Source organism: Undibacterium sp. FW305-107 (genome assembly GCF_058788535.1).
The window spans coordinates 89065-110176 of record NZ_JBYTAV010000012.1; the positions used below are offsets into that span (position 1 = coordinate 89065).

Annotated in this window: 15 protein-coding genes and 1 riboswitch; of the genes, 5 read left to right on the plus strand and 10 right to left on the minus strand. The window is 54.3% G+C overall.

Annotation, left to right across the window (positions count from 1 at the left end; translation table 11 throughout):
• Nucleotides 1-79 precede the first annotated feature (79 nt).
• The 3 genes from AC3WQT_RS24275 (at nucleotide 80) to AC3WQT_RS24285 (ending at nucleotide 4733) form a co-directional block, all read left to right on the plus strand.
• Entirely contained in the window at nucleotides 80-1021 is a 942-nt protein-coding gene (locus AC3WQT_RS24275) for a glycosyltransferase family protein (RefSeq protein ID WP_492707875.1), read from the plus strand.
• Nucleotides 1014-1865 (plus strand): hypothetical protein, encoded by an 852-nt coding sequence (locus AC3WQT_RS24280; RefSeq protein ID WP_492707877.1) that lies wholly within the window; start codon nucleotides 1014-1016, stop codon nucleotides 1863-1865. Before AC3WQT_RS24275 ends, AC3WQT_RS24280 begins: the two co-directional genes overlap by 8 nt.
• A gap of 138 nt (nucleotides 1866-2003) precedes the next feature.
• Nucleotides 2004-4733, plus strand: coding sequence for a sensor domain-containing diguanylate cyclase (locus tag AC3WQT_RS24285; protein ID WP_492707879.1), 2730 nt, complete (start codon nucleotides 2004-2006; stop codon nucleotides 4731-4733).
• A gap of 94 nt (nucleotides 4734-4827) precedes the next feature.
• Here AC3WQT_RS24285 and mmsB read toward each other — a convergent pair whose 3' ends face one another.
• The 7 genes from mmsB to AC3WQT_RS24320 all read right to left on the minus strand — a co-directional run bounded on the left by mmsB (nucleotide 4828) and on the right by AC3WQT_RS24320 (nucleotide 13001).
• Nucleotides 4828-5727, minus strand: coding sequence for a 3-hydroxyisobutyrate dehydrogenase (gene mmsB / locus AC3WQT_RS24290; protein ID WP_492707881.1), 900 nt, complete (start codon nucleotides 5725-5727; stop codon nucleotides 4828-4830).
• Nucleotides 5728-5924: 197 nt separating this feature from the next.
• Nucleotides 5925-7124, minus strand: coding sequence for an enoyl-CoA hydratase/isomerase family protein (locus AC3WQT_RS24295; RefSeq protein WP_492707882.1), 1200 nt, complete (start codon nucleotides 7122-7124; stop codon nucleotides 5925-5927).
• Entirely contained in the window at nucleotides 7121-7912 is a 792-nt protein-coding gene (locus tag AC3WQT_RS24300) for an enoyl-CoA hydratase (RefSeq protein WP_492707884.1), read from the minus strand. Before AC3WQT_RS24300 ends, AC3WQT_RS24295 begins: the two co-directional genes overlap by 4 nt.
• Nucleotides 7909-9069: an acyl-CoA dehydrogenase family protein gene (locus AC3WQT_RS24305; protein WP_492707886.1), complete on the minus strand. Its 1161-nt coding sequence runs from the start codon at nucleotides 9067-9069 to the stop codon at nucleotides 7909-7911. The genes AC3WQT_RS24300 and AC3WQT_RS24305 overlap by 4 nt, the downstream gene beginning before the upstream one ends.
• 12 nt (nucleotides 9070-9081) lie before the next feature.
• Nucleotides 9082-10593 carry a CoA-acylating methylmalonate-semialdehyde dehydrogenase gene (locus AC3WQT_RS24310; protein WP_492707887.1) on the minus strand — a complete coding sequence of 504 codons (1512 nt, stop codon included), beginning with the start codon at nucleotides 10591-10593 and terminating at the stop codon, nucleotides 9082-9084.
• 281 nt (nucleotides 10594-10874) lie between these two features.
• A riboswitch (cobalamin riboswitch) is annotated at nucleotides 10875-11155 on the minus strand.
• Between the two features lie 265 nt (nucleotides 11156-11420).
• Complete coding sequence (locus tag AC3WQT_RS24315; protein ID WP_492707889.1) at nucleotides 11421-12173, minus strand: hypothetical protein; 753 nt, start codon at nucleotides 12171-12173, stop codon at nucleotides 11421-11423.
• Between the two features lie 366 nt (nucleotides 12174-12539).
• Nucleotides 12540-13001: a cache domain-containing protein gene (locus tag AC3WQT_RS24320; RefSeq protein WP_492707891.1), complete on the minus strand. Its 462-nt coding sequence runs from the start codon at nucleotides 12999-13001 to the stop codon at nucleotides 12540-12542.
• 142 nt (nucleotides 13002-13143) lie between these two features.
• On the opposite strand from AC3WQT_RS24320, the gene AC3WQT_RS24325 reads away from it, so the two are divergent.
• Entirely contained in the window at nucleotides 13144-13311 is a 168-nt protein-coding gene (locus AC3WQT_RS24325) for a hypothetical protein (protein WP_492707893.1), read from the plus strand.
• A gap of 20 nt (nucleotides 13312-13331) precedes the next feature.
• Here AC3WQT_RS24325 and fdhF read toward each other — a convergent pair whose 3' ends face one another.
• From fdhF to metE, 3 genes are all read right to left on the minus strand, one after another.
• Nucleotides 13332-16010, minus strand: a complete 2679-nt coding sequence (fdhF, locus tag AC3WQT_RS24330) for a formate dehydrogenase subunit alpha (RefSeq protein ID WP_492707895.1) — start codon at nucleotides 16008-16010, stop codon at nucleotides 13332-13334.
• A complete protein-coding gene (locus AC3WQT_RS24335; protein ID WP_492707897.1) occupies nucleotides 15992-17488 on the minus strand; it encodes a complex I 51 kDa subunit family protein in 1497 nt (498 codons plus the stop codon). The genes fdhF and AC3WQT_RS24335 overlap by 19 nt, the downstream gene beginning before the upstream one ends.
• 94 nt (nucleotides 17489-17582) lie before the next feature.
• Entirely contained in the window at nucleotides 17583-19883 is a 2301-nt protein-coding gene (metE, locus tag AC3WQT_RS24340) for a 5-methyltetrahydropteroyltriglutamate--homocysteine S-methyltransferase (protein WP_492707899.1), read from the minus strand.
• Nucleotides 19884-20083: 200 nt separating this feature from the next.
• Here metE and AC3WQT_RS24345 point away from each other — a divergent pair, with 200 nt between their 5' ends.
• The gene (locus AC3WQT_RS24345; protein WP_492708004.1) at nucleotides 20084-21007 is read left to right on the plus strand and encodes a LysR family transcriptional regulator; all 924 of its coding nucleotides are present in this window, start codon (nucleotides 20084-20086) and stop codon (nucleotides 21005-21007) included.
• Nucleotides 21008-21112: the final 105 nt, after the last annotated feature.

Genomic DNA, 21112 nt, shown 5'->3' on the forward strand with positions numbered 1-21112 from the left:
GCAAGGCGTATAGTATTGATTTTGCATTATACAATTCAACCAGGCAGTTTATTATCCTGCCTCAACTAACCGTCAGAGCATGTCCGAACTCGTTGTCCTCACCACTTACTTCAACCCTTGCCGCTACGCCTCGCGCAGGGAGAATTATGATGTCTTCATGCAGGGCATGCGGGCGGCAGGGGTGACCTGTATTACGGTGGAATGTGCCTTTGATGATGCACCGTTTGAATTGCCAGCGGCTGTGGATGTCTTGCAACTGCGCTCAAGCACCTTGCTGTGGCAAAAAGAGAGACTGCTGAACCTGGCGGCTTCATGGCTGCCTGCCAGTTGCCGCTATGTGGCTTGGCTGGATTGTGACATTGTGTTTGAGAACAAGCACTGGGCAAAAGAGCTGGTGACGGTGTTGCAGCAATATCCGGTAGCGCAAGTGTGGGAAAGCTGTTTGCGCCTGCAGCAGGATGGCAGTGCCGGGGCAACGCCTGACCGGGTCAGCTCTTTTGCTGCTGTCATGCAGACACAGCCAGCGACCCTGCATGCCGGGCGGTATGATACGCACGGGCACACCGGTTATGGCTGGGCCATGCGGCGCAGCCTGTTTGACAGTGTTGGCCTGTATGAGGCGGCAATATCGGGCAGTGCTGACCATTTCATGGCACATGCGATTTATGGCGACTATAACTTTTGCATACAAAATGCCCTGAAACATGACCATGCCCAGATTGCCCATCTGCAAGCCTGGGGCCAGCGGTTTCATGAGCAGGTGCAGGGTGGGCTGGGAGTCGTGCGAGGTGAGATACGTCACCTGTGGCATGGTGAAGCCCAGCACAGGCGCTATTTTTTGCGCATGCATGAAATCACTGATCTCGGTTTTAACCCATGGACAGATTTGAGCGTGCGTGCAGGTCAGCCACTGGAGTGGCATGCGGATATGCGCAAACCCGGTTTGCGCCAGTATTTTGTCGATTATTTTCAATCCCGTCGTGAAGACGGCGAAGTCCATCAAGAGGTAGCTCATGCCTGACGTGAATATCAACAATGCCACGACCATAGACCCGTCACTGCCAGACATGCAACTGGCCTTGCAAGGCTTGCAGAATTCTCTGCACGCCATGCAGACCGAAATCGCCCGGCAAACCATTGCACTGGAACAGTTGCAAGCAGGCAGACGGCAATTGCTGGAAAGCCAGGTCGCGCGCTTGTTGCCAGATTTTTCCGGCGCTACCCTGGATGCTCTGGTGCTGGCTTGCCCCGGTTTTGTGGATGACATGGTACGTGCCACATTCAGGGAAAATCGCAAGATACTTGGCCTGTTTGCCCGCCCCGGTGCAACGACTTCGCTGACGACCTTGAAAATACGCCTGGCTTTTTTCCTGGATACGCAAAAGGGTGCAGATCTGCGCAATGTGGATGAGCAAATTGCCAACGCCAATGAAGAGAAGCAGCAACTGGAAAAACTGCGCTATGAAACCCAGGCAGCCATCAAGACGCTGGAGAAATACCAGGCCAGCGGGCAGGCTGTTCCGGCTGAGGTGCAAGCCTATATCCGCCAACTGGCAGAACGGGCACGCCAGATTGCGGCAAGACAGGTGGGTGGGCCTGCTGACAATAGCAGCACTGAATACGATAACAGCAGCTACGACAGCCATATCAGCAATACGGCTTTTCCCTGGCTATATTTCAGTCAGGATATCAGTCACAATTTTGACTACGAGCCTGCCGCCAGACCGCATGGTCAGGAAGAAGCCCAGCACCAGTCTGATGCGTCCGCTGCGCCTGTCAACTGTGTAGCAGACGCATCAAGCATACCCGGCTCTACAGACCAGTTGGCTTGCCGTACTGACGATACTCTGGGGGCTTATTCCTGAATTGTAGAATTTGGTAAAAAGTGCCTGGAATGCGTCTTGCACGGGCCTGGAATACCACGCTTTATCGAAATTATGATTTGTCATCAATGACTCGAATGCTAATATTGTCTTTGGGATTCATTCACTATTTCGAAAGATATGTCGCCCTCCCGACTATTTCGTTTTCGTAATATCACCCTGAAAACCCGCCTGACTGTGGCGGTGGCGATATTCTTTGTCCTGTCCCTGGGTTTGCTGTATGTGCTGGCTTCATCTATATTTGAAAGCGCACTTGAAAAACTCATCGTGGCCAGGCAATCCAGCCTGATAGCCAATGTAGCCAATGAAATTGACCATAAAGTCGAACTCAGAAAAAATGCCTTGATCCGCCTGGCCAGCGACCTGGGTTCTGACGATATCGCCCATGAAAAAATCCAGAACTTTCTGGAGCGTTATCATAGCCTGGATGGCTTATTTGATAACCTGGCCGTGTTTGATTTACGGGGCGACTTGCTGGCCAATCTGGATAATCCAGATACACGAGGGCAGATAAACGTTAGTGGCCGCGACTATTTTAAAAAAGCGCTTGAACAAAAAAGAATCACTATTTCTGCCCCTTTAAAAAGTGGCATATCCGGGCGTCCCCTGGTAGTGATTTGTGTGCCAGTTTTTGACCCTGGTGGTCACATGTTATTGGTGCTGATGGGTACCATAGAATTGATACAGGACAGCTTTCTGGCTGATCTGGCGACGGCCAAAATTGGTGATCAGGGTTATTTCTACGTCCTGACTACCGAAGGGACATTTGTCACGCATCCTGATCACAGACGCATATTGAAAAGCAGCCGTGACTTGCCAGACAAAAGTCAGATACCTGCAAGTGCCTTTGCCGGATTGGAAGGTAATCTGACCACTAATGACAATACTGAAGACGAAGCCATATTATGCTACCGCCGCCTGAAATCGGTTGATTGGCTGATTGCCGGTGTGTATCCCACCAATGAAGCATTCAGCGTCGTCGCAAAAGTCAGAAGGGAAGCAGCCATGCTCGGTCTGGCCTTGCTGCTGATCTTGCTGTTACTGGTTTGGTGGTTCATGTACTGGCAACTCGCACCGCTGCAAAAATTGCGTGACAAGGTCAATAATGCAGACGCCAATATGCTGGTGGCGCAAGCAAATAAAAGATATCCCAAGGACGAGATTGGCGACCTGGCTAAGGCATTTGATGATGCCATGATCAAGCGCAGGGATGCTGAGGCAGCCCTGAGCGCCAGTGAAAAGAAACTGCGTCTTATCGCTGACAATATGTCGGCCTTTATTGCCTATGTCGATTACCAGGAAAAATATACCTTCGTCAATAAGCGTATAGAACATTTGTTTGGCCTGACAGCGCAGCAGACCATAGGAAAAACCATCAAGGAAATTTCTACACCTGAGTTTTATCGCCACACCAAGCCTTATGTGACCCAGGTACTGAATGGTGAATGGACATGTTTTGAGCGGCGCGCAGAGCGCTATGGTTACTGGGAATGGGACAGGGTGACTTATGTACCGGACTTTAACAAATCCGGGCAGGTCGATGGTTTTTTTGTGCTGGTGGAAGACGTTACCGAATTCAAGCGCGTGCAAGATGATTTGATGCGCAGTGAAAAACGTGTGCGTACCATTACCGACAATGTACCCGCGATGATAGCCTATGTCGATGCCAATGAGCGCTATCAATTCTGTAACCGTAATTATGGTTTGATCCCCGGTCTTGATCCTGCCCATCTGTTAGGGAAAACTGTTGCCGAGGTATTTGGCGAACAATCCTACCTGGAATTGAAGGGCAACATGGAGCGGGCCCTGCACGGTGAAAAAGTATCCTTTGAGCGCTATGCACCCGAGCGTGATATCAAGCGATTTTTGCAGTATGAGTATGTACCCGATATCAATGCCGAAGGTGCGACCCTGGGTTATTATTCCATGGTCATCGATATCACGGCACGCAAGGAAGCAGAGTTGAAACTGGCAGCCAGCGAAGGTTTGCTACGCACCATTGCCGACAACATCCCGGCCTTTGTCAGTCTTATTGACAGCGAGAATCGCTATCAATTTGTGAACCGGCCTTATGAAACCTGGTTCGATCTGCCCTTGTCAGAGATACGCTGCCAGCCGGTTTTATCGCTCTTGTCCGGTGCCATGCAGCAGGAACATCACGTTCATTACAAACTGGCGATGGCTGGTGAAAAAACAGAATTTGAAACCGAGATCACCGTGGCTGGCAAGACTGGCCATTACCATGCCACCTATGTCCCGCAATATGATGACAGTGGCAAAGTGGTAGGGGTCAACACCCTGGTCAACGATATCAGTGACGCCAAGGCAGTGGAAAGACAATTGCTGGCCCTGGCAAGGTTTGACACCCTGACCGGTCTGCCCAACCGCAACCAGATCAATGAAAGAATGGAACAGGCCAGCGCCCGTTCACAACGCACGGGCCGCTTGATGGCGATGATGTTCCTGGATGTTGACAAGTTCAAGAGTATCAACGACAGCCTCGGTCACCATGCCGGTGACCTGGTCTTGCAGGAATTTGCCAGCCGTCTCAAACATTGCATACGTCAGACCGACCTTGCAGGCCGCCTGGCGGGTGATGAATTCGTCATCGTGCTGGAAGGCCTGAACATGCACAGCGAAGCTGACATGGTCGCGAGCAAGATCGTGCAAGCCATGACCACGCCTTTTGATATAGAAGGCAAACCCCTGATGGTGACCACCAGCATAGGTGTGGCGATTTCGTCAGAACATAACTCCAACGCTGGCGAGATGTTGAAGAAAGCGGATGAAGCCCTGTACCTTGCCAAGAAGGCAGGGCGGAATAATTTCAAGGTCTTGCAACTGGAGTGAATGCTGTATCGGGTTTTGTACCGGCGAGGGGACAGGTTTCGCTTGAATATTCATGCGTTCGTCTTGCTGATGAAACCCGTCCCCATCACTTTTTTTACTCTTTGTTCTTCAACAACTCAAGTATGCTGGAAAAATCCTTGCCACCCGAACCGGCTTTGCTATGGATGCCATACAGGTTGCGTACCGCTTCACCCAGCGGGATGCTGGAATTGGTACCTAGTGCTGCCTCGGTTGCCAGGCCAAGATCCTTGAGCATCAGGTCTACTCCAAAGCCACCGGTGTAGCCGCGTGATGCGGGGGCGTTTTCCATGACGCCGGGGTATGGGTTATATAGTTCCAGCGCCCAGTTGCGGCCTGAGCTTTTGCTCATGATGTCGGACAGGACTTTGGGATCAAGCCCGTTCGCTACGCCCAGCGCCAGTGCTTCAGCCGTGCCTGCCATCAGTATGCCGAGCAGCATGTTATTGCAGATTTTGGCGGTTTGCCCGGCACCGTGTTCACCAGCGTGAAAGATATTCTTGCCCATGGCGTTCAGCACGGGGCGGGCGCGTTCGAGATCGTCTGTACTGCCGCCAACGATGAAGGTCAGTGTGCCTGCCGCTGCGCCTGCTGTGCCACCTGAGACTGGAGCATCGACCATTGCCAGCCCGCGTGAGGCTGCGGCCTGTGCGACTTTCTTGGCAGATTGCGGGGCGATGGTGCTGCAGTCTATGACCAGTGCGCCATTGACGATGTGGGCGAGTATGCCGTCATCGCCGAGGTAGAGGCTTTCTACATGGCGGCTGGCTGGCAGCATGCTGATGACAATGTCTGCGCCTTCTATGGCTTGCTTTGCGTTGCCTGCGGCCAGTGCGCCGGCATCTGCCAGCGTTTTCAGGGCGACAGGGGAGAGGTCGAAGACGGTGAGTGGGTAGCCTGCCTTGAGCAGGTTAAGTGCCATGGGTGCGCCCATGTTGCCGAGGCCGATGAAGGCGATTTTGGATGGGTTTGACATGGTTTATCTCCTAGTTTTAGTCTGTTCTTTATATTGCGTGGCGCGTAGGTTGGGCCGGGTTTGTAGGTTGGGCTACGGTTTATCAGCCCAACACTGGGCGGTTGAAAAGCGACGTACGTTATTGCAAGGCTGAGTGTTGGGCTGATGAAGCGTAGCCTAGCGAGGCCCGGCCCAACCTACGGACCTCGGCTTGATACTTACGCAGCTCTTTTTTGAGTATTTTCAATCACACCCAAATCCCTTAAAGGATGCTGCTCTGCGTCCCAAAGGCGCGCAAAATATCGCTCACCATCTTGCGGCTGCAATGCATTCAAGCTATCAGGCAACCACTGCGGTTTCTGATCCTTGTCCACAATCAATGCCCGTATCCCTTCCGCAAAATCATGACCCTGCGCGCAGGCGAGTGCTGCCACCAGTTCCATGCGGAAGATCTCTGCCAGCGACAAATGCTTGCCTCTTTCTTGCAAGGCGTGCGCCAGCCAGGCAGAGGTCGGGCTGCCTTTTTGCAGACTGGTGACGGCTTTTTGCAGCCACACATCGTCGTTTACTACGCTCATATCAAGCTGGCAGATATTGCTGATGATGGTGCTCAGGTCAGCAGCACTGCACAGTTGATTGATGAGGTCAAAATGCTGGCGCAAAGACCCGGCGTTGCTGGCCACGTTGGCATTGCGTTGCTGCTCATGCAGGATATGGCTCAGGCGCAGGTGGTTGCTCAGGTTATTGTTGTCTGCCTGCCTGCTCCATTCGCAGGCTTGCAGGCGGGCCAGTAGTTCTGCCTTGCTTTCGTGTGGCAATTGCAGGTCTGCCAGCTTCACAAATACGGCATCGCTGGCATTGATGTTCGCACCCGTCAGTGCCAGGAACAAACCCAGTTTGCCCGGCATGCGGTTCAGGAACCAGGTGCCGCCTACATCGGGGAACAGGCCAATCGCAATCTCAGGCATGGCGAGACGGGATTTTTCTGTGACGACGCGGTGGCTGGCACCAGCCATCAAGCCTATGCCACCACCCATGACGATGCCGTGGCCCCAGCATAATATGGGTTTGCGGTAAGTATGAATTTGATAGTCGAGGCGGTATTCCTGTTCAAAAAAATCCAGGGCATAGGAATTGCCCAGCAAGTCGTCTTTTTTGTCGGATGCATGATGTTCGCGCATGCTGGCATACAGGTTTTGCAAGTCGCCGCCTGCGCAAAAAGCTTTTTCTCCAGCGGCTTGCAAGACCACCATGGCGATGCTGCCGTCTTCGTCCCAGGCTTGCAATTGCTTGCCCAGTAATTGCACCATCTCTTTGGACAGGGCATTCAGGGTTTTTTCTGCATTCAGGGTGGCTACGCCCAACTGCATGCCATTGGCGGCAGGCAGGGTGTGGAACAGGACAGGGGCGTCGCTCATGCATTCCTCCATACTGGCGGACGTTTTTCCAAAAAGGCAGTGACGCCTTCTTTTTGATCGGCGGTATCAAACAGAGCCAGGAAGGCTTCGCGTTCTTGTGGCAACACAGTGTTCATCGGTTGCTGGCGTGCGCCCTGTATCAGTTGTTTGCATGCCTTGACGCTGCTGGGGCTTTGCTTGCCTACCTGTTTGGCCAGCGCCATTGCGTGTTCGAGTGCGCCGCCAGTGGCGACGACTTCTTCTACCAGGCCTATGCGCAGGGCAGTGGCAGCATCGATACGTTCGCCGCACAGTATCAGACGCTTGGCCCAGCCTTCACCGACCAGCCAGGCAAGATTTTGCGTGCCGCCAGCGCAGGGCAGCAAGCCGACTGCAGCTTCTGGCAAGGCCATCTGCGCCTGGGTTTCGGCAATGCGCAAATCGCAGGCCAATGCGCATTCCAGGCCTCCACCCATGGCATAGCCATTGATGGCAGCGATGGAAACACCGCGGAAGCGGCTCAGGGTTTCAAATGCTTCACCAAAGCGGCGTGCCATGTCCAGTGCCACGGCCTTGTCGCCATCGGCAAACAGCTTCAGGTCTGCCCCGGCAGAAAAGAATTTCTGGCCTGAGCCTGTGATGACGAGGCTATAGATATCTGCATCGGCATTGAGGTCATTGACGAGTTGCGTCAATGCCTGCAAACCCGCAGCAGTCCAGGTATTGGCGGGCGGATTGGCCAGGGTCACCAGGGCAGTGTGGCCGATGATTTCGCATTGCAGATTGGTGTAATTACTATACTTGCTCATAAAAATTCCTCGCTTGCAGGTTGGTTTAGCATGTGACGGGCAACGATGACGCGCATGATTTCATTCGTGCCTTCGAGTATCTGGTGCACCCTGACATCACGCAGGAAACGCTCCAGCGGGTATTCGCGTATATAGCCGTAACCGCCGTGGATTTGCAGGGCTTCATTGCAGACGGCAAAGCCGGTGTCGGTCGCCAGGCGCTTGGCCATGGCGCAATACACTGAGGCATTGTCAGCCTTGCTGTCGAGCTTGCTGGCGGCAAGACGTACCATCTGGCGGGCAGCCACCAGCTCGGTTTGCATGTCGGCCAGCTTGAATTGCAACACCTGGAAATCAGACAGTTTTTTCTGGAACTGCATGCGCTCATTCATATAGGCTTGCGCGCTGTTGAGTGCCGATTGCGCCGCACCGATAGAGCAGGTGGCGATATTGATGCGGCCACCATCCAGACCACGCATGGCAATGCGAAAGCCTTCGCCTTCTTCACCCAGCAAGTGGCTGCGCGGTATGCTTACCTGGTCAAAATTCACGGTACGGGTGGGCTGGCTGTTCCAGCCCATCTTGTCTTCTTTCTTGCCATAGCTGATGCCGGGCAAATCTGCCGGAACCGCAAAGGCCGAGATACCGCCAGCACCATCGCCACCTGTGCGCGCCATGACGACCAGCATATTGGTAGCACCTGCGCCCGAGATAAAGGCCTTGCTGCCATCGAGGATATAGCTGTCGCCATCGAGACGGGCGCTGGTGCGCAGTGAGGCCGCGTCAGAGCCTGAGCCAGCTTCGGTCAGGCAATATGAAGCCAGTTTCTTGCCTGCGGCCAGCCTGGGCACCCATTCCTGCTGCACTTCTGGCGTGCCCCAGTTGGCGATCATCCAGCTCGCCATATTGTGTATCGTGATATAAGCCGTGGTCGAAGGGCAGGCGCGTGCCAGCTCTTCAAAAATGATGGCTGCATCCAGCCGCGTCAGCCCCAGCCCGCCCAGTTCTTCTGGCACATACAGCCCGCAAAATCCCAGCTCCCCGGCATGGGCGATGACGTCCAGCGGGAAGTGGGAAGTGGCATCCCAATGCGCAGCTTGCGCCGTCATTTCATGGGCGGCGAAGCTGCGGGCAGATTGCTGGTAGGCGCGCTGGTCTTCGTTCAATTCGAAGTCCATGATGGCCTCCGCTTACTTGAGCGAGATGGTGGTATTCACCTTGCCAGCACTGACACTGTCATCAAACCAGCGTGCCGTGATGGTCTTGGTCTGGGTGTAGAACTGTATGACCTGCTTGCCATAAGGCCCCAGATCACCGAGCTTGGATGCACGTGAGCCAGTAAATGAGAACAGCGGCACAGGCACAGGGATAGGCACATTGATACCGATCTGGCCTACGTCGATATCTTCTTCAAAGGTACGAGCCGCAGCGCCAGACTGGGTGAACAGTGCGGTGCCATTGCCGTTAGGATTGGCATTGATGATGGCGATAGCATCAGCCAAAGTATCGGCCTGCATGATGCACAGCACGGGGCCAAAGATTTCTTCTTCATACACACGCATGCCGGGCTTGACGCCAGTGAAGACTGTAGGGCCGACGAAGTTGCCATGCTCATAGCCTGGCACTTGCGGTGCGCGGCCATCCAGCAGCAGCGTCGCACCTTCAGCAATACCCTGGGCGATCAGGCTTTCTACACGCTCTTTGGCGGTGCATGAAATGACCGGGCCTATGTCGGTATTGGCTTCAGCACCGGCATTGATCTTGAGGCTGCGTGCGCGGTCCAGCAAGTCTGGCACCCACTGGTTGGCTTCACCAACCAGTATCACCACGGACAATGCCATGCAACGCTGGCCAGCCGCACCAAAGGCAGCACCGGCGAGGTTGTTCAAGGTTTGTTCTTTATTTGCATCTGGCAGGACGATGGCGTGGTTCTTGGCACCCATCATGCACTGCGCACGCTTGCCCGCCAGCGTCGCGCGGTTATAGACATGCGTGCCTACGCGGGTGGAGCCTACGAAGGACACGGCCTTGATATCAGGGTGATCGCAAATCGCATTGACGATGTCTTCACCACCATGCACCACATTCAGCACGCCAGGCGGCACGCCAGCCTGCATGGCAAGTTCAGCCAGGCGCATGGTGACCATGGGGTCTTGCTCGGACGGTTTCAGGATGAAGGTATTGCCGCAGGCAATCGCCATAGGGAACATCCACAGCGGGATCATGGCCGGGAAGTTGAAAGGCGTGATGCCAGCGCAGACGCCCAGCGGCTGGTTCAGGGTATAGGTATCGACACCGCTGGCAACGTTGTTGGCGATTTCGCCCATTTGCAGGTTGCCGATATTGGCGGCATGCTCGACTACTTCCAGGCCGCGGAAGATATCGCCTTCAGCATCTGCCAGTGTCTTGCCCTGTTCGGCTGTCAGCAATGCAGCCAGCTCGGCCATGTTTTCACGTATCAGTTGCTGGTATTTCAAAAAGATACGGGCGCGTGTGCCTATCGCTGTCTTGCGCCAGGTCTTGAAAGCAGCCTTGGCAGCATCGACCGCGGCCTGCATCTCTTCTGGCGTGGCGAAGGGAACATGGGCCAGCACCTGTTGCGTGGCCGGGTTGATCACATTGCGCCATTGCGTGGATTTGGAGTCTATCAATTCGCCGTTGATGAGCAGCTTGACGTTGGGAGCCTGGGTAAGAATAGCCATGATATTTTCCTGAACCTTCCTGATTGCGCACGGACAGACGGCGGGTTTGACCCGCAACAACAGCCGCACTGATGCCTGAAAACAGGATGACTACTGCAAGCAGAAACCTGCCGCAGCAACGATCCTGACCATGAGCATGCGCCGTGTGGACGCACACTCGCCACGCACCTTCCGTACGTGACCAGACCTTGGGAAAAACAGTAAGAGCAATGTTGAAGACAAGCACCCGCCCGCCATCAGGCGTGCCATGCAATATCCCAAACACCGCCTTCCGCAATGTTTTTCTCAGCGATCAACAGGCCGGTATCCGGGCTTGCAAGTCTTGTTACATCGCCTTCCCAGTCATGCATGACCAGTGGCGTGGATGATGTAACCGCACTTGCCTACCGTTGCGGAGGCAGCAGGGGCTTGAAACATATTTACTATCTTAAGCGCGAGCGTAAATACGTTTTTAGGTCTTGATAGCTACCGTCACTTGGCAGTGACAGCGATCAGGACGACCACTTTCCCGTTTAACACAGCCCAAGAGATTGGGATGTGCACCTGTTATTTTTAGAATAGCACAAGAATTGACGTTAACGTAAACGTTAATTGGTGAAAAAAATTCAAGAAGGAGGAGGGGCTTAAAGTCGATTGTTGTTTAGTAGCAAGAACTCAGTGGTAGGCTGCATCATTGTATGGCAACTCTTGCGAAAAAACGTCAGTCATGCGGTGGCGCCTGATGCACAGAGTGGGAAACATTCGTTGCGAAGGTGAACCATGTAGGTGTGTGGCACCCCCTACGTGTAATGGCTCGTGTTTTGGGGCTCGCCTTGAACACATTGGATTCAGGTGAACCCAAGTTCATTAATTTTATTTCCGCGATCAGGCTTGAGTGTTCCAAGTGCAATACCTTCAAGCGACAAAAAGCCCCCCATTAATTCAAGTCGAGTCTCATTGGCAGGCATGAGCATTGACCACTTGGCCAGTTTTCGACGCTCTTTATCCTGGTCTTGTTGACTGGCAATCAGCCAACGGGGAATCAGTAGATTCATGTCTGATTTGCGTGCTTGACGGAGCCACAGCCCTTGGTGTATCCAGAGTTTGGCATCACTGTCTTGAAGAGACTGCGCCACCCATGACGCGGGGCAAGTTCGTTTGTTGCGGTCAGCAGCCAATTGTCTTACTCGCGGCAAAAGGATATCTAAGGCAAATCGATTTGCTTTGCTTCCAACAGCAGGATTCTCGTAGTATTGGGCACGATAACCACTTGCTGAGCTATGAAACTGATCTAGCGCTGCTGCGTCAACATGAAGCGTAACTACTGCGCGGTAGTAACCTGGCTTTTCCGTCGATTGCTCGCGTTTAACACCTAGGCCAGAAAGTCCAAGTAGAATATTGTGTACTAATTGATCGTATGGCGGACTGTCAAGCAACCAACTTCGGCGTTGCAAATCCAAAGTGTCGTTCAGTTTCCATTCCGCATCTCCAATGCGCACAAACGGTAAAGTCATCACCGATTTTTCCATATAAATTGAAATCGGACACTCAGCATTATCCAGAATGGACTCATTACAATCGTTGGATGAATTGCACTGCATTACTCACTCATCGTAGAGTGATTGCGTTGTTGAAAGGAGTGGTTTTAGCTTCGAGCATTATGTTACATGAGTTATCCGTCGTAGGTGTTACGGGTACAGTCTGTTCGCCGCCAAAGCTGCTCCCACTGGAGCGTTTTATGGTATGGCTAGGTCAGGCTTGTTTCAATGGCTTCAATGACCCACGTCTATGCAGTGCCATTTGCATCGCTGCGGGGGATCTGACTTCAGTACTTCGCCGACCTTGTGTGATCTGCGCTTTTCAGCAATACAGCATTGCTACGGTGTTGAAACCTCGCAAACATTTCTGCAAACAATCATGCTGCAACTGGCTGGTGCTGGCCCGGTCGTTTCTGGTATGTGCTGTACTTATTTGGGTTTGTAAATTCCTGCACCCACCGTATATTGACCTTCAGCCAGGCGGATATAGGATGTTTTGTTTTCCAGGGCTTTGGTCGTGGGATTGACCCAGACATAGTCAACCCATCCTGGTTTCTTTGACTGCGCAACGTCCCTCATTTCTTGCACAAAGGCTTTCCCGTTCGCATCCTTCATTTCTGCCATGTCTTTACCATTCATCTTGGGGGTCACGGCATGACAAATCATGGTCATCTTCATGTCCTGGACAAATATATAAAGATCGCCTTGAATGAAGCCTCCCTTGGGATCAGCAAAATCCTTGCAGGCTTCGGTAATGCCTTTTTTCTGGATGGTCGCTACGGCTTTGTCGACGAGTGCAATGGCATCAGCTTTCGTGGCAGTCTGTGCCAAGGCGGCTGTATTGAAGGTAAGTAGAACTGAAATCAAGATGGCATGAGCATGTCGGGACATAGCATTTCCTTCTGACGCAGATATGATGAGATCAGCTTAGTTCATTTTAGAGAAGTATGCTACTGCTGAGCAGGTTGATTCGTGCAATTCGGCTAAAAGTTTTACATTTCGGAAATGATCAGAGGGAAGTTTATTTTTAGCATTGATGCCTCGGATAAAAGACTTTGCCAGCATCCGTGGCGCGCGCTGTAACGTCGCTGAGCTGGGCGAACTGGAGGAGGGCTGTTACCGTGAGCTTGAAACCTGGCTAATCATGTTTGAGTGTGCACGCCTGAACCTGGAGCACAAGACGGCCATCATGTTCAGCTGATGTGCAAAAAAATCCAGCATCTATTCCCCGCTCACCCGCTTCACCTTCACCGCCGTGACCTTATATTCCGGCGCATGCACCAGGTTGTCGCAATAAGGCGAAGTCAGCGCATTGACGTTCAGGTCTGCGCGGTGGAAGCTGCAAAACAACTGGCCGTCCTGCATCTTGTCTGTGATGTGCACTGGCAAGGTGGCTGTGCCATAGCGGCTGCAGACCTGGGCTTGCTGGCCTTCTGAAAGATTCAAATACTTTGCATCGGCGGGGGAGATGTCCAGGGTGTCGGTGGGTTTGAGTTGCGCGTTGGGGGTACGGTAAGTCATGGTGCCTGCATTGAAGTGATATAGCTCGCGCCCGGTTGTCAGTAGCAGGGGGTAGTCATCATCGCAGACTTCTGCCGTGGGCTGATAGGCGATGCAGGCCAGGCTTGCTTTGGGGCCGACACCAAAGCCTTGCTGGTGCAGGATGGCGGTGCCGGGATGATTGTCATCGGGGCTAGCGGGGCAGGGCCATTGCAGGCTTTCGTTTTGCAGGCGCTGGTAGCTGAGACCGGCGCTGGCGGGCCAGACGCTGCGCACTTCGTCCCAGATGGTTTGCGGGTCATCGAATGTGAAGCCCTGTTCATGGCCCATGTGCCTGGCCAGTTCTGTGATGATCTGCCAGTCTGGTTTTGCCTCACCGGGGCTGTTGATGACTTGCCTGACTCTTTGTACACGGCGGTCGGCATTCATGAAACTGCCGTCTTTTTCAAACACACTGGCAGCAGGAAAGAAGACGTGGCCCGCCGCCTTGGCGGTTTCGTTAAGGAAGAGGTCTTGCACGATGACGAGTTCCAGTTGCGCCAGTGCTGCCAGGGTTTGAATGGTATTGGGCATGGACATGGCGATGTCATAGCCCATGACCCACATGGCCTTGAACTTGCCCATGCTGGCGGCAGCCAGCATGGCAGGTAAATCCAGCCCTGCACTTGTTGGCAGGGTGGTGCTCCAGGCTTGCTCGAAGTTGGCGCGTACTTTGGCATCGGCCAGGTTTTGCGCGCCTGTCAGCGAGGCAGGTTCGCATCCCATCTGGGCTGAACCCTGGACATTGTTTTGCCCGCGCAAGGGGTTGATGCCGCTGCCGCGCTTGCCCAGGTTGCCAGTCAGCAGGGCGAGGTTGATCAGGCTCATGATGCCTTGCGTGCCTTGCAGGTGTTCTGTCATGCCCAGGCCATGAAAACACATGGCGGGTTTGGCATGCGCATACATGCGGGCAGCGCGGCGTATGTCGTCTGCCTTGACACCGCATTGGCTGGCGACCTGTTCCGGAGAGTAGGCAGTGATGAAACTGCGGAAGTCTGGCAGGCCATCAACGCGCCTGGCGATGTAATCATCATCCTGCAAACCCTCTTCCAGCAGGGTGGCGGCCATGGCATTGAACAGCAGCACGTTGGTACCAGGGCGCAGAGCAAGATGTATATCGGCACAGGCTGCCAGCTCGGTACGGCGCGGATCGATGACGATGAGGCCAGCCCCGGCGCGCACCGCTTGCTTAATGCGTGCGCCGACGATGGGGTGGTTTTCTGTCGGGTTGCAACCGCATAGCATGAACAGGCTGCTGTGTTCTATGTCATCAAATGAATTGGTCGCCGCACCCGTGCCCAGCATGGTCTTCAGGGCTTTGGCAGACGGCTGATGGCAAACCCGGGCGCAGCAATCGACATTGTTGGTGCCCAGCACCACGCGGGCGAATTTTTGTGCGAGGTAGTTTTCTTCATTGGTGGCGCGGGCTGAGCCCAATACGCCCAGACTGTCTGCGTCGTACTTGTTGCGCAGTTCTTGCAGGCGGCTGGCGGTGAAGTCCAGCGCTTCTTCCCATGAAACCGTATACCAGTCACTGCCCCTGCGCAGCATGGGTAGCGTGACGCGTTCTGGTGAATGGGTAAAGTCGTAGGCATAGCGCCCCTTGACGCACAGGTGGCCATGATTGACAGGGCTGTTTGCCGGTTTGATGGCGACAACAAAGTTGTCGTGGCTGGCGACTTCCATCTGGCAACCGACGCCGCAATACACACAGGTGGTTTTGGTCCAATGATCGACTGGCCCTGTACTGCGTTTGTCAAAAATTGCACCGGTGGGGCAGGTGTCGGCGCAGGCACCGCAAGAGACGCAGCCGCTGCTGAGCAGGCTTTTGCCATCTGCCGGGGCGATATGGGTTTGCTCGCCTTTGCCCCAGACTTTCCAGACAAATTGTCCCTGTACTTCATCACAGATACGCACGCAGCGCTGGCAATTGATACATCTCTCCATCGCTATGCCCAGATAGGGATGGCTGTCATCCTTGAAAATCGGGGCATGATGCTCGCTGCCGGCGCTTACGCTGTTTTGCTTCAGCAATTGATGAAAGGGGTGTTCAGCCTGTTCGCTCACTGCCGTGGCAGGATAGCTATCCGCCAGTAGCGACAGGTTGGTATGCAACAGCGATTGCAGGTGTGCTGTCGCTGTATGCACGACCATGCCATCAGTGACTGCGGTGGCACAACTGGGGACGGGGCGGGCTTGCCCTTCGACTTCGACCAGGCATAGCCTGCATGCACCTATGGGTTTGAGTCTGTCGTCATGGCAGGGGTGAGGTGGCTGGCAACCATGATTGCGCAAGGCTTGCAAGAGGCTGCTGCCTTCTGCCACTGTGCATGCCTGGCCATTTATGCTGATGTGAAGCATGTCTGCAACTCCGCATGGTAGTGGCGTTGAATTGACTGGGCAAATTCTGCCAGACCGCGCCCGTGGCCGCACAGGCTGGCGTCGGCAAGGGCTGTTACCAGGGCTTGCCAGCGACTTGCATTCCAGTGTCCACCTTGCAGTATGTCGTCAAAGTGGCTGGTGATTTCTGCTGCGCCGTGATGGCAGGGCGTGCATTTACCGCAGGATTCAAATGCGCCAAAGCGAAATACTTGCGCCACCAGTTCAGCAACGCTGCAACTGTCATCAAAGGCGATGACGCCGCCATGGCCGACCGCGCCGCCAATTTGCTGCAGGCTTTGATAGGCGAGCGGGGTATCAAGCAATTGCGACGGTATCAAGCCCGCCAGTGGGCCGCCTATCATCAGGCCCTTGAGCTGGCCTTGCTGCAGGCCCAGGCCGAGCTTGTCGACGATATCACGCAGGCTGATGCCAAATTCGACTTCATACAGGCCAGGCCGCTTGAAGACGGAGTTGAGTGACAAGAGCTTGGTGCCCGGGCTTTCTGGCGTACCCAAAGCTGCATATGCGGCAGCACCATGGGCGATGATCCAGGGTATGGCGCACAGGGTTTCGACATTATTAACCAGCGTGGGTTTGTTGTATAAACCCAGTTCGGTGATTTGCGGTGGGCGCAATCTGGCTTCTGGTCGCCTGTCTTCGATGGCATTGAGCATGGCGGTTTCTTCACCGCACAGGTAACTGCCTTTGCCGATGACAAGACTGATGTCAAACGCATGTGCACTGCCGAGTACATGCTGGCCCAGCCAGCCCTCCGCCCGCGCCTGTGCTATTGCCGACTGCAAGATGCTTGCTGCTTGCTCGTATTCACGACGCAGGTAGATGTAACCGAGGCTGGCGCCAACGGTGACGCCAGCAATGAGCATGGCTTCTATCAGGCGGTAGGGGTCTCTTTCCATCAGCAGGCGGTCGCTGAAGCTGCCGGGATCACCTTCATCAGCATTGGCGACGAGGTATTTGCAGTCAGCTTCTTGCTCTGCCAGCGATTGCCATTTCAGGCCAGTAGAAAAGGCGGCACCACCACGGCCACGCAAGCCTGAAGTAGTAATCTGCTGTATGACTGCGGCGCTATCCATGTGCAAGACCTGGCGCAATGCCTGTCCGCCACCTGTACTGCAATACTCGTCCAGATCAAGCACCGCTGCTCTGGCGACATTACCTAGCAAGACTGATGCGCGGGCATGGCTGGCAATATGGGGAAGTGCATCTTCACCTTGCCGTGCCGGGCCACGATAGCACTGGCCCAGGCAATACACAGTGGGACTGCTATGGCATGCAAGTTCCCATCCCGCCGGGTCTTGCCGCTTCGCGGCAAAGCAGGCCAGCCCCTGACAACGACTGCCTGTCAGGGACGTATGGGATAAGTGATAAAAACTATCGCTGGCAAGCCGTGCAAGGATGTGGTCCATATAAGCCAATATGAAACGCTGTACGGGCATAGCGCCTATGCCAGCTTTCAATATGGCATGGTTGCCAGCATTGTCAATTGAGGTGCATCAAGAAATACCAGTTTTAACATGGCTGGCAGCCTTATCAACAACAACCCTGATGCTCCTCATCATCCACTGCCACAGTCGCTCGCAGCAACTTGGCCGCCTGCACCATGTTTTCCAGCGCAGCTATCGTCTCTGGCCAGTCGCGGGTTTTCAGGCCGCAGTCAGGGTTGACCCAGAGGCGGGCGTCGGGGAGTACGCTGCGGGCTTTTTGTAGCAGCCTTTGCATTTCGCTGACTTTGGGTACGCGTGGCGAGTGGATGTCGTAGACGCCAGGGCCGATGTCGTTGGGGTAGGCGAATTCGCCGAAGCCGTCGAGCAATTCCATGTCCGAGCGCGAGGTTTCTATGGTGATGACGTCGGCATCCATGGCGGCGATCCAGGGCAGGATGTCGTTGAATTCTGAATAGCACATGTGGGTATGGATTTGCGTATCATCCCTGACGACGGCAGAACTCAATTTAAAAGCGCGTACTGCCCAGTCGAGGTAAGTGGACCAATCTTGCTGTTTCAATGGCAGGCCTTCGCGGAAGGCGGGTTCATCGATTTGTATCATGCCTATGCCGGCTTTTTCGAGGTCGGCAACTTCATCACGCAGGGCCAGGGCGATTTGCAGGGCGGTGGTGGAGCGTGGCTGGTCGTCGCGCACGAAAGACCATTGCAGCATGGTGACGGGGCCGGTGAGCATGCCTTTCATGGGTTTGCTGGTGAGGCTCTGGGCGTATTCGCTCCAGCTGACAGTCATGGCTTCTGGCCTGTACACGTCGCCATAGATGAAGGGCGGTTTGACGCAACGTGAACCATAACTTTGCACCCAGCCATTCAGGGTGAAGCCATAGCCCCAGAGTTGTTCGCCAAAATATTCGACCATGTCATTGCGTTCTGGTTCGCCATGGACCAATACGTCGATGTCGAGCTTTTCTTGCTGCTCGACGACGAGACGGATTTCTGCGCGCATGGCTTCAAGGTATTCGAGGTGCGACAAGTCTCCACGCTTATAGGTGGCGCGGGCCTGGCGTATTGTTTTGGTTTGTGGGAAGGAACCTATGCTGGTCGTGGGGAACAGTGGCAGGGCGAAGCGTTGTTGCTGCTGGCCTATGCGCTGCTTGAATGTATTGTGGCGGGTGACATCCTGCTCGGTGATGGCGGCCAGGCGTTTTTGTACGATGGGGTTGTGGATGCGTACCGATTTGCGGCGGCTGGCGATGGCCTGGTCGGCGGCTGTGAATTGATGCGCGACTTTATTTGCATTGCCATTCAGTGCTTGTTTCAGGGCGACGACTTCATCAAGTTTTTGTGTGGCGAAAGCCAGCCAGCTCAGGGTCTCTGCATCGAGCGCGGTTTCTGTGGCGAGGTCGACAGGTACGTGCAGCAAGGAGCAGCTCGGGGCTAGCCACAAGTTGTCGCCGAGTTGTGTATGGGCAGCTTGCAAGTCGGTGAGCAAGCTGCTCAGGTCGGCACGCCAGATATTGCGGCCATCAATGACGCCGGCAGACAAGACGCGGCCTTGCGGCCAGTTGGCCAGCAGGGTGGTCAATTGTTGCGGTGCGCGTACCAGATCCAGGTGCAGGCCAGCGATGGGCAGGGCATGCAACAGGGTAGCGCGGTCTTGTACTGATTCAAAATAAGTCGATAACAAAACCTTGGGCGTATTTTGCGCCAGGGCATTGTAGGACAGTATAAAGGCATCCAGCCAGGCGTTGTCGAGATCTAGGGCCAGGATAGGTTCGTCTATCTGTACCCATTCCACCCCTTGTTCTTGCAGGCGTGCCAGCAGACGCTGATAGGCGGGGATGATCCTGGGCAGCAAATCCAGTTTATGTGTCAGGCCACTCTTGATTTTGCCGAGGTAGAGCAAGGTCAGGGGGCCGATCAAGGTGGCTTTGCTTGCATGGCCCAAGGACTGGGCTTGTGCCAGTTCTTCAAACAGCCAGTCTGTGCCGCCATCAAAGCTGCTGTCTGCCGTCCATTCTGGTACGAGGTAATGGTAGTTGGTGTCAAACCATTTGGTCATTTCCATCGCAAAATGCTGGGGGGTGCCACGGGCGGCGACGTAGTAGTCTGCCAGCGTCAGTTGTTTGGCATCAAAGCCAAAACGGCGGGGCAGGGCACCCAGCAGGGCCAGCGTGTTCAAGACTTGGTCATACCAGGCAAAGTCGCCAACGCTGACGAAATCCAGGCCTGCCTGCTTTTGCAAACCCCAATGGCGGGTGCGCAGGTCGCTGCCGGTTTCACGCAGGGTGGCTTCGGTGATGTCGCCGCGCCAGAAGGATTCTTGTGCAAATTTCAATTCTCTTTGTGCGCCAATGCGGGGGAAGCCAAGGGTGTGGGCGATAGTCATTTGTTATTCTCCAATCATAGGTAGGACTTACGCAAAACCGCCCCAACTGCGTTGCAGCTCCTAGCCGTACTAAAGTACTGTCTCCGTCGCTGACGCCTTGCTGGGACAATTTCGCGTAAGTCCTACAGGTTTTAGTATGATCGGTTAGAATTGATTATGATTCAAACGACATATTTTAAGAATTAACTTGAATTTCATTCATAATGCAATCGATCCTAGAGCTACGCCACCTGAAAACCCTGCATGCCCTGCGTGAATCCGGCAATTTATTGCGGGCAGCGGTCTTGCTGAATGTCACCCAGTCTGCCCTGTCACACCAGATCAAGTTGCTGGAAGAACATCATGGCACGCCACTGTTCGAGCGCAAGACCACGCCTATACGCTTCACGCCAGCGGGCGAGCGCCTGCTGCAACTGGCCGACAGCGTCTTGCCACAAGTAGCCAATTGTGAGCGCGATCTGGCACGTCTGGCGCAGGGTGTAGCGGGGCAGTTGCGTATTGCTGTGGAATGCCATACCTGTTTTGACTGGCTCATGCCTGCCATGGACTTGTTCCGCCGGCGCTGGCCTGAGGTGGAGTTGGATATTGTTTCCGGCTTCCAGGCTGACCCTGTGGGGCTGCTGTACAGCCATAAAGCTGACGTGGCTATCGTGTCGGAAATGGATGCGGATGAAAGCGTGGCTTATCATCCCTTGTTCCGTTTTGAGATTGTCGCTTTGATTGCCAAGGACCATGCGCTGGCCAAACGTGATTATCTGGTGGCGCAAGACTTTGCGACGGATACCCTGATCACCTATCCTGTGCCCGACGAAATGCTGGACGTGGTGCGTCAGGTCCTGAAACCGGCAGGCGTGGATACTGCCAGGCGCACGACTGAACTGACAGTCGCGATGTTGCAACTGGTCGCCAGCAAGCGCGGCATTGCCACCTTGCCAGTGTGGGCAGCACAAAATTATGTGAACCGCGATTATGTACTGCCCAAGCGCATTACTAAAGATGGTTTGACTGGCAGATTGTATGCCGCCTGCCTCCCGGATTTGTCTGCCAAGGCTTATCTCAGCGATTTTGTGACGACGATACGGGAGAGTAGTTATTTGAATTTGCAGAGTATAGAACTGATTTGAATGCGCTGCGATTGAGTGACAGTTCTGATGTCCGTATGGTTGGATGTTTTTAGCACTACGTCTTGTTCTGTAGTTTTTGCATTCCAGACTAATGTAACTGCATCC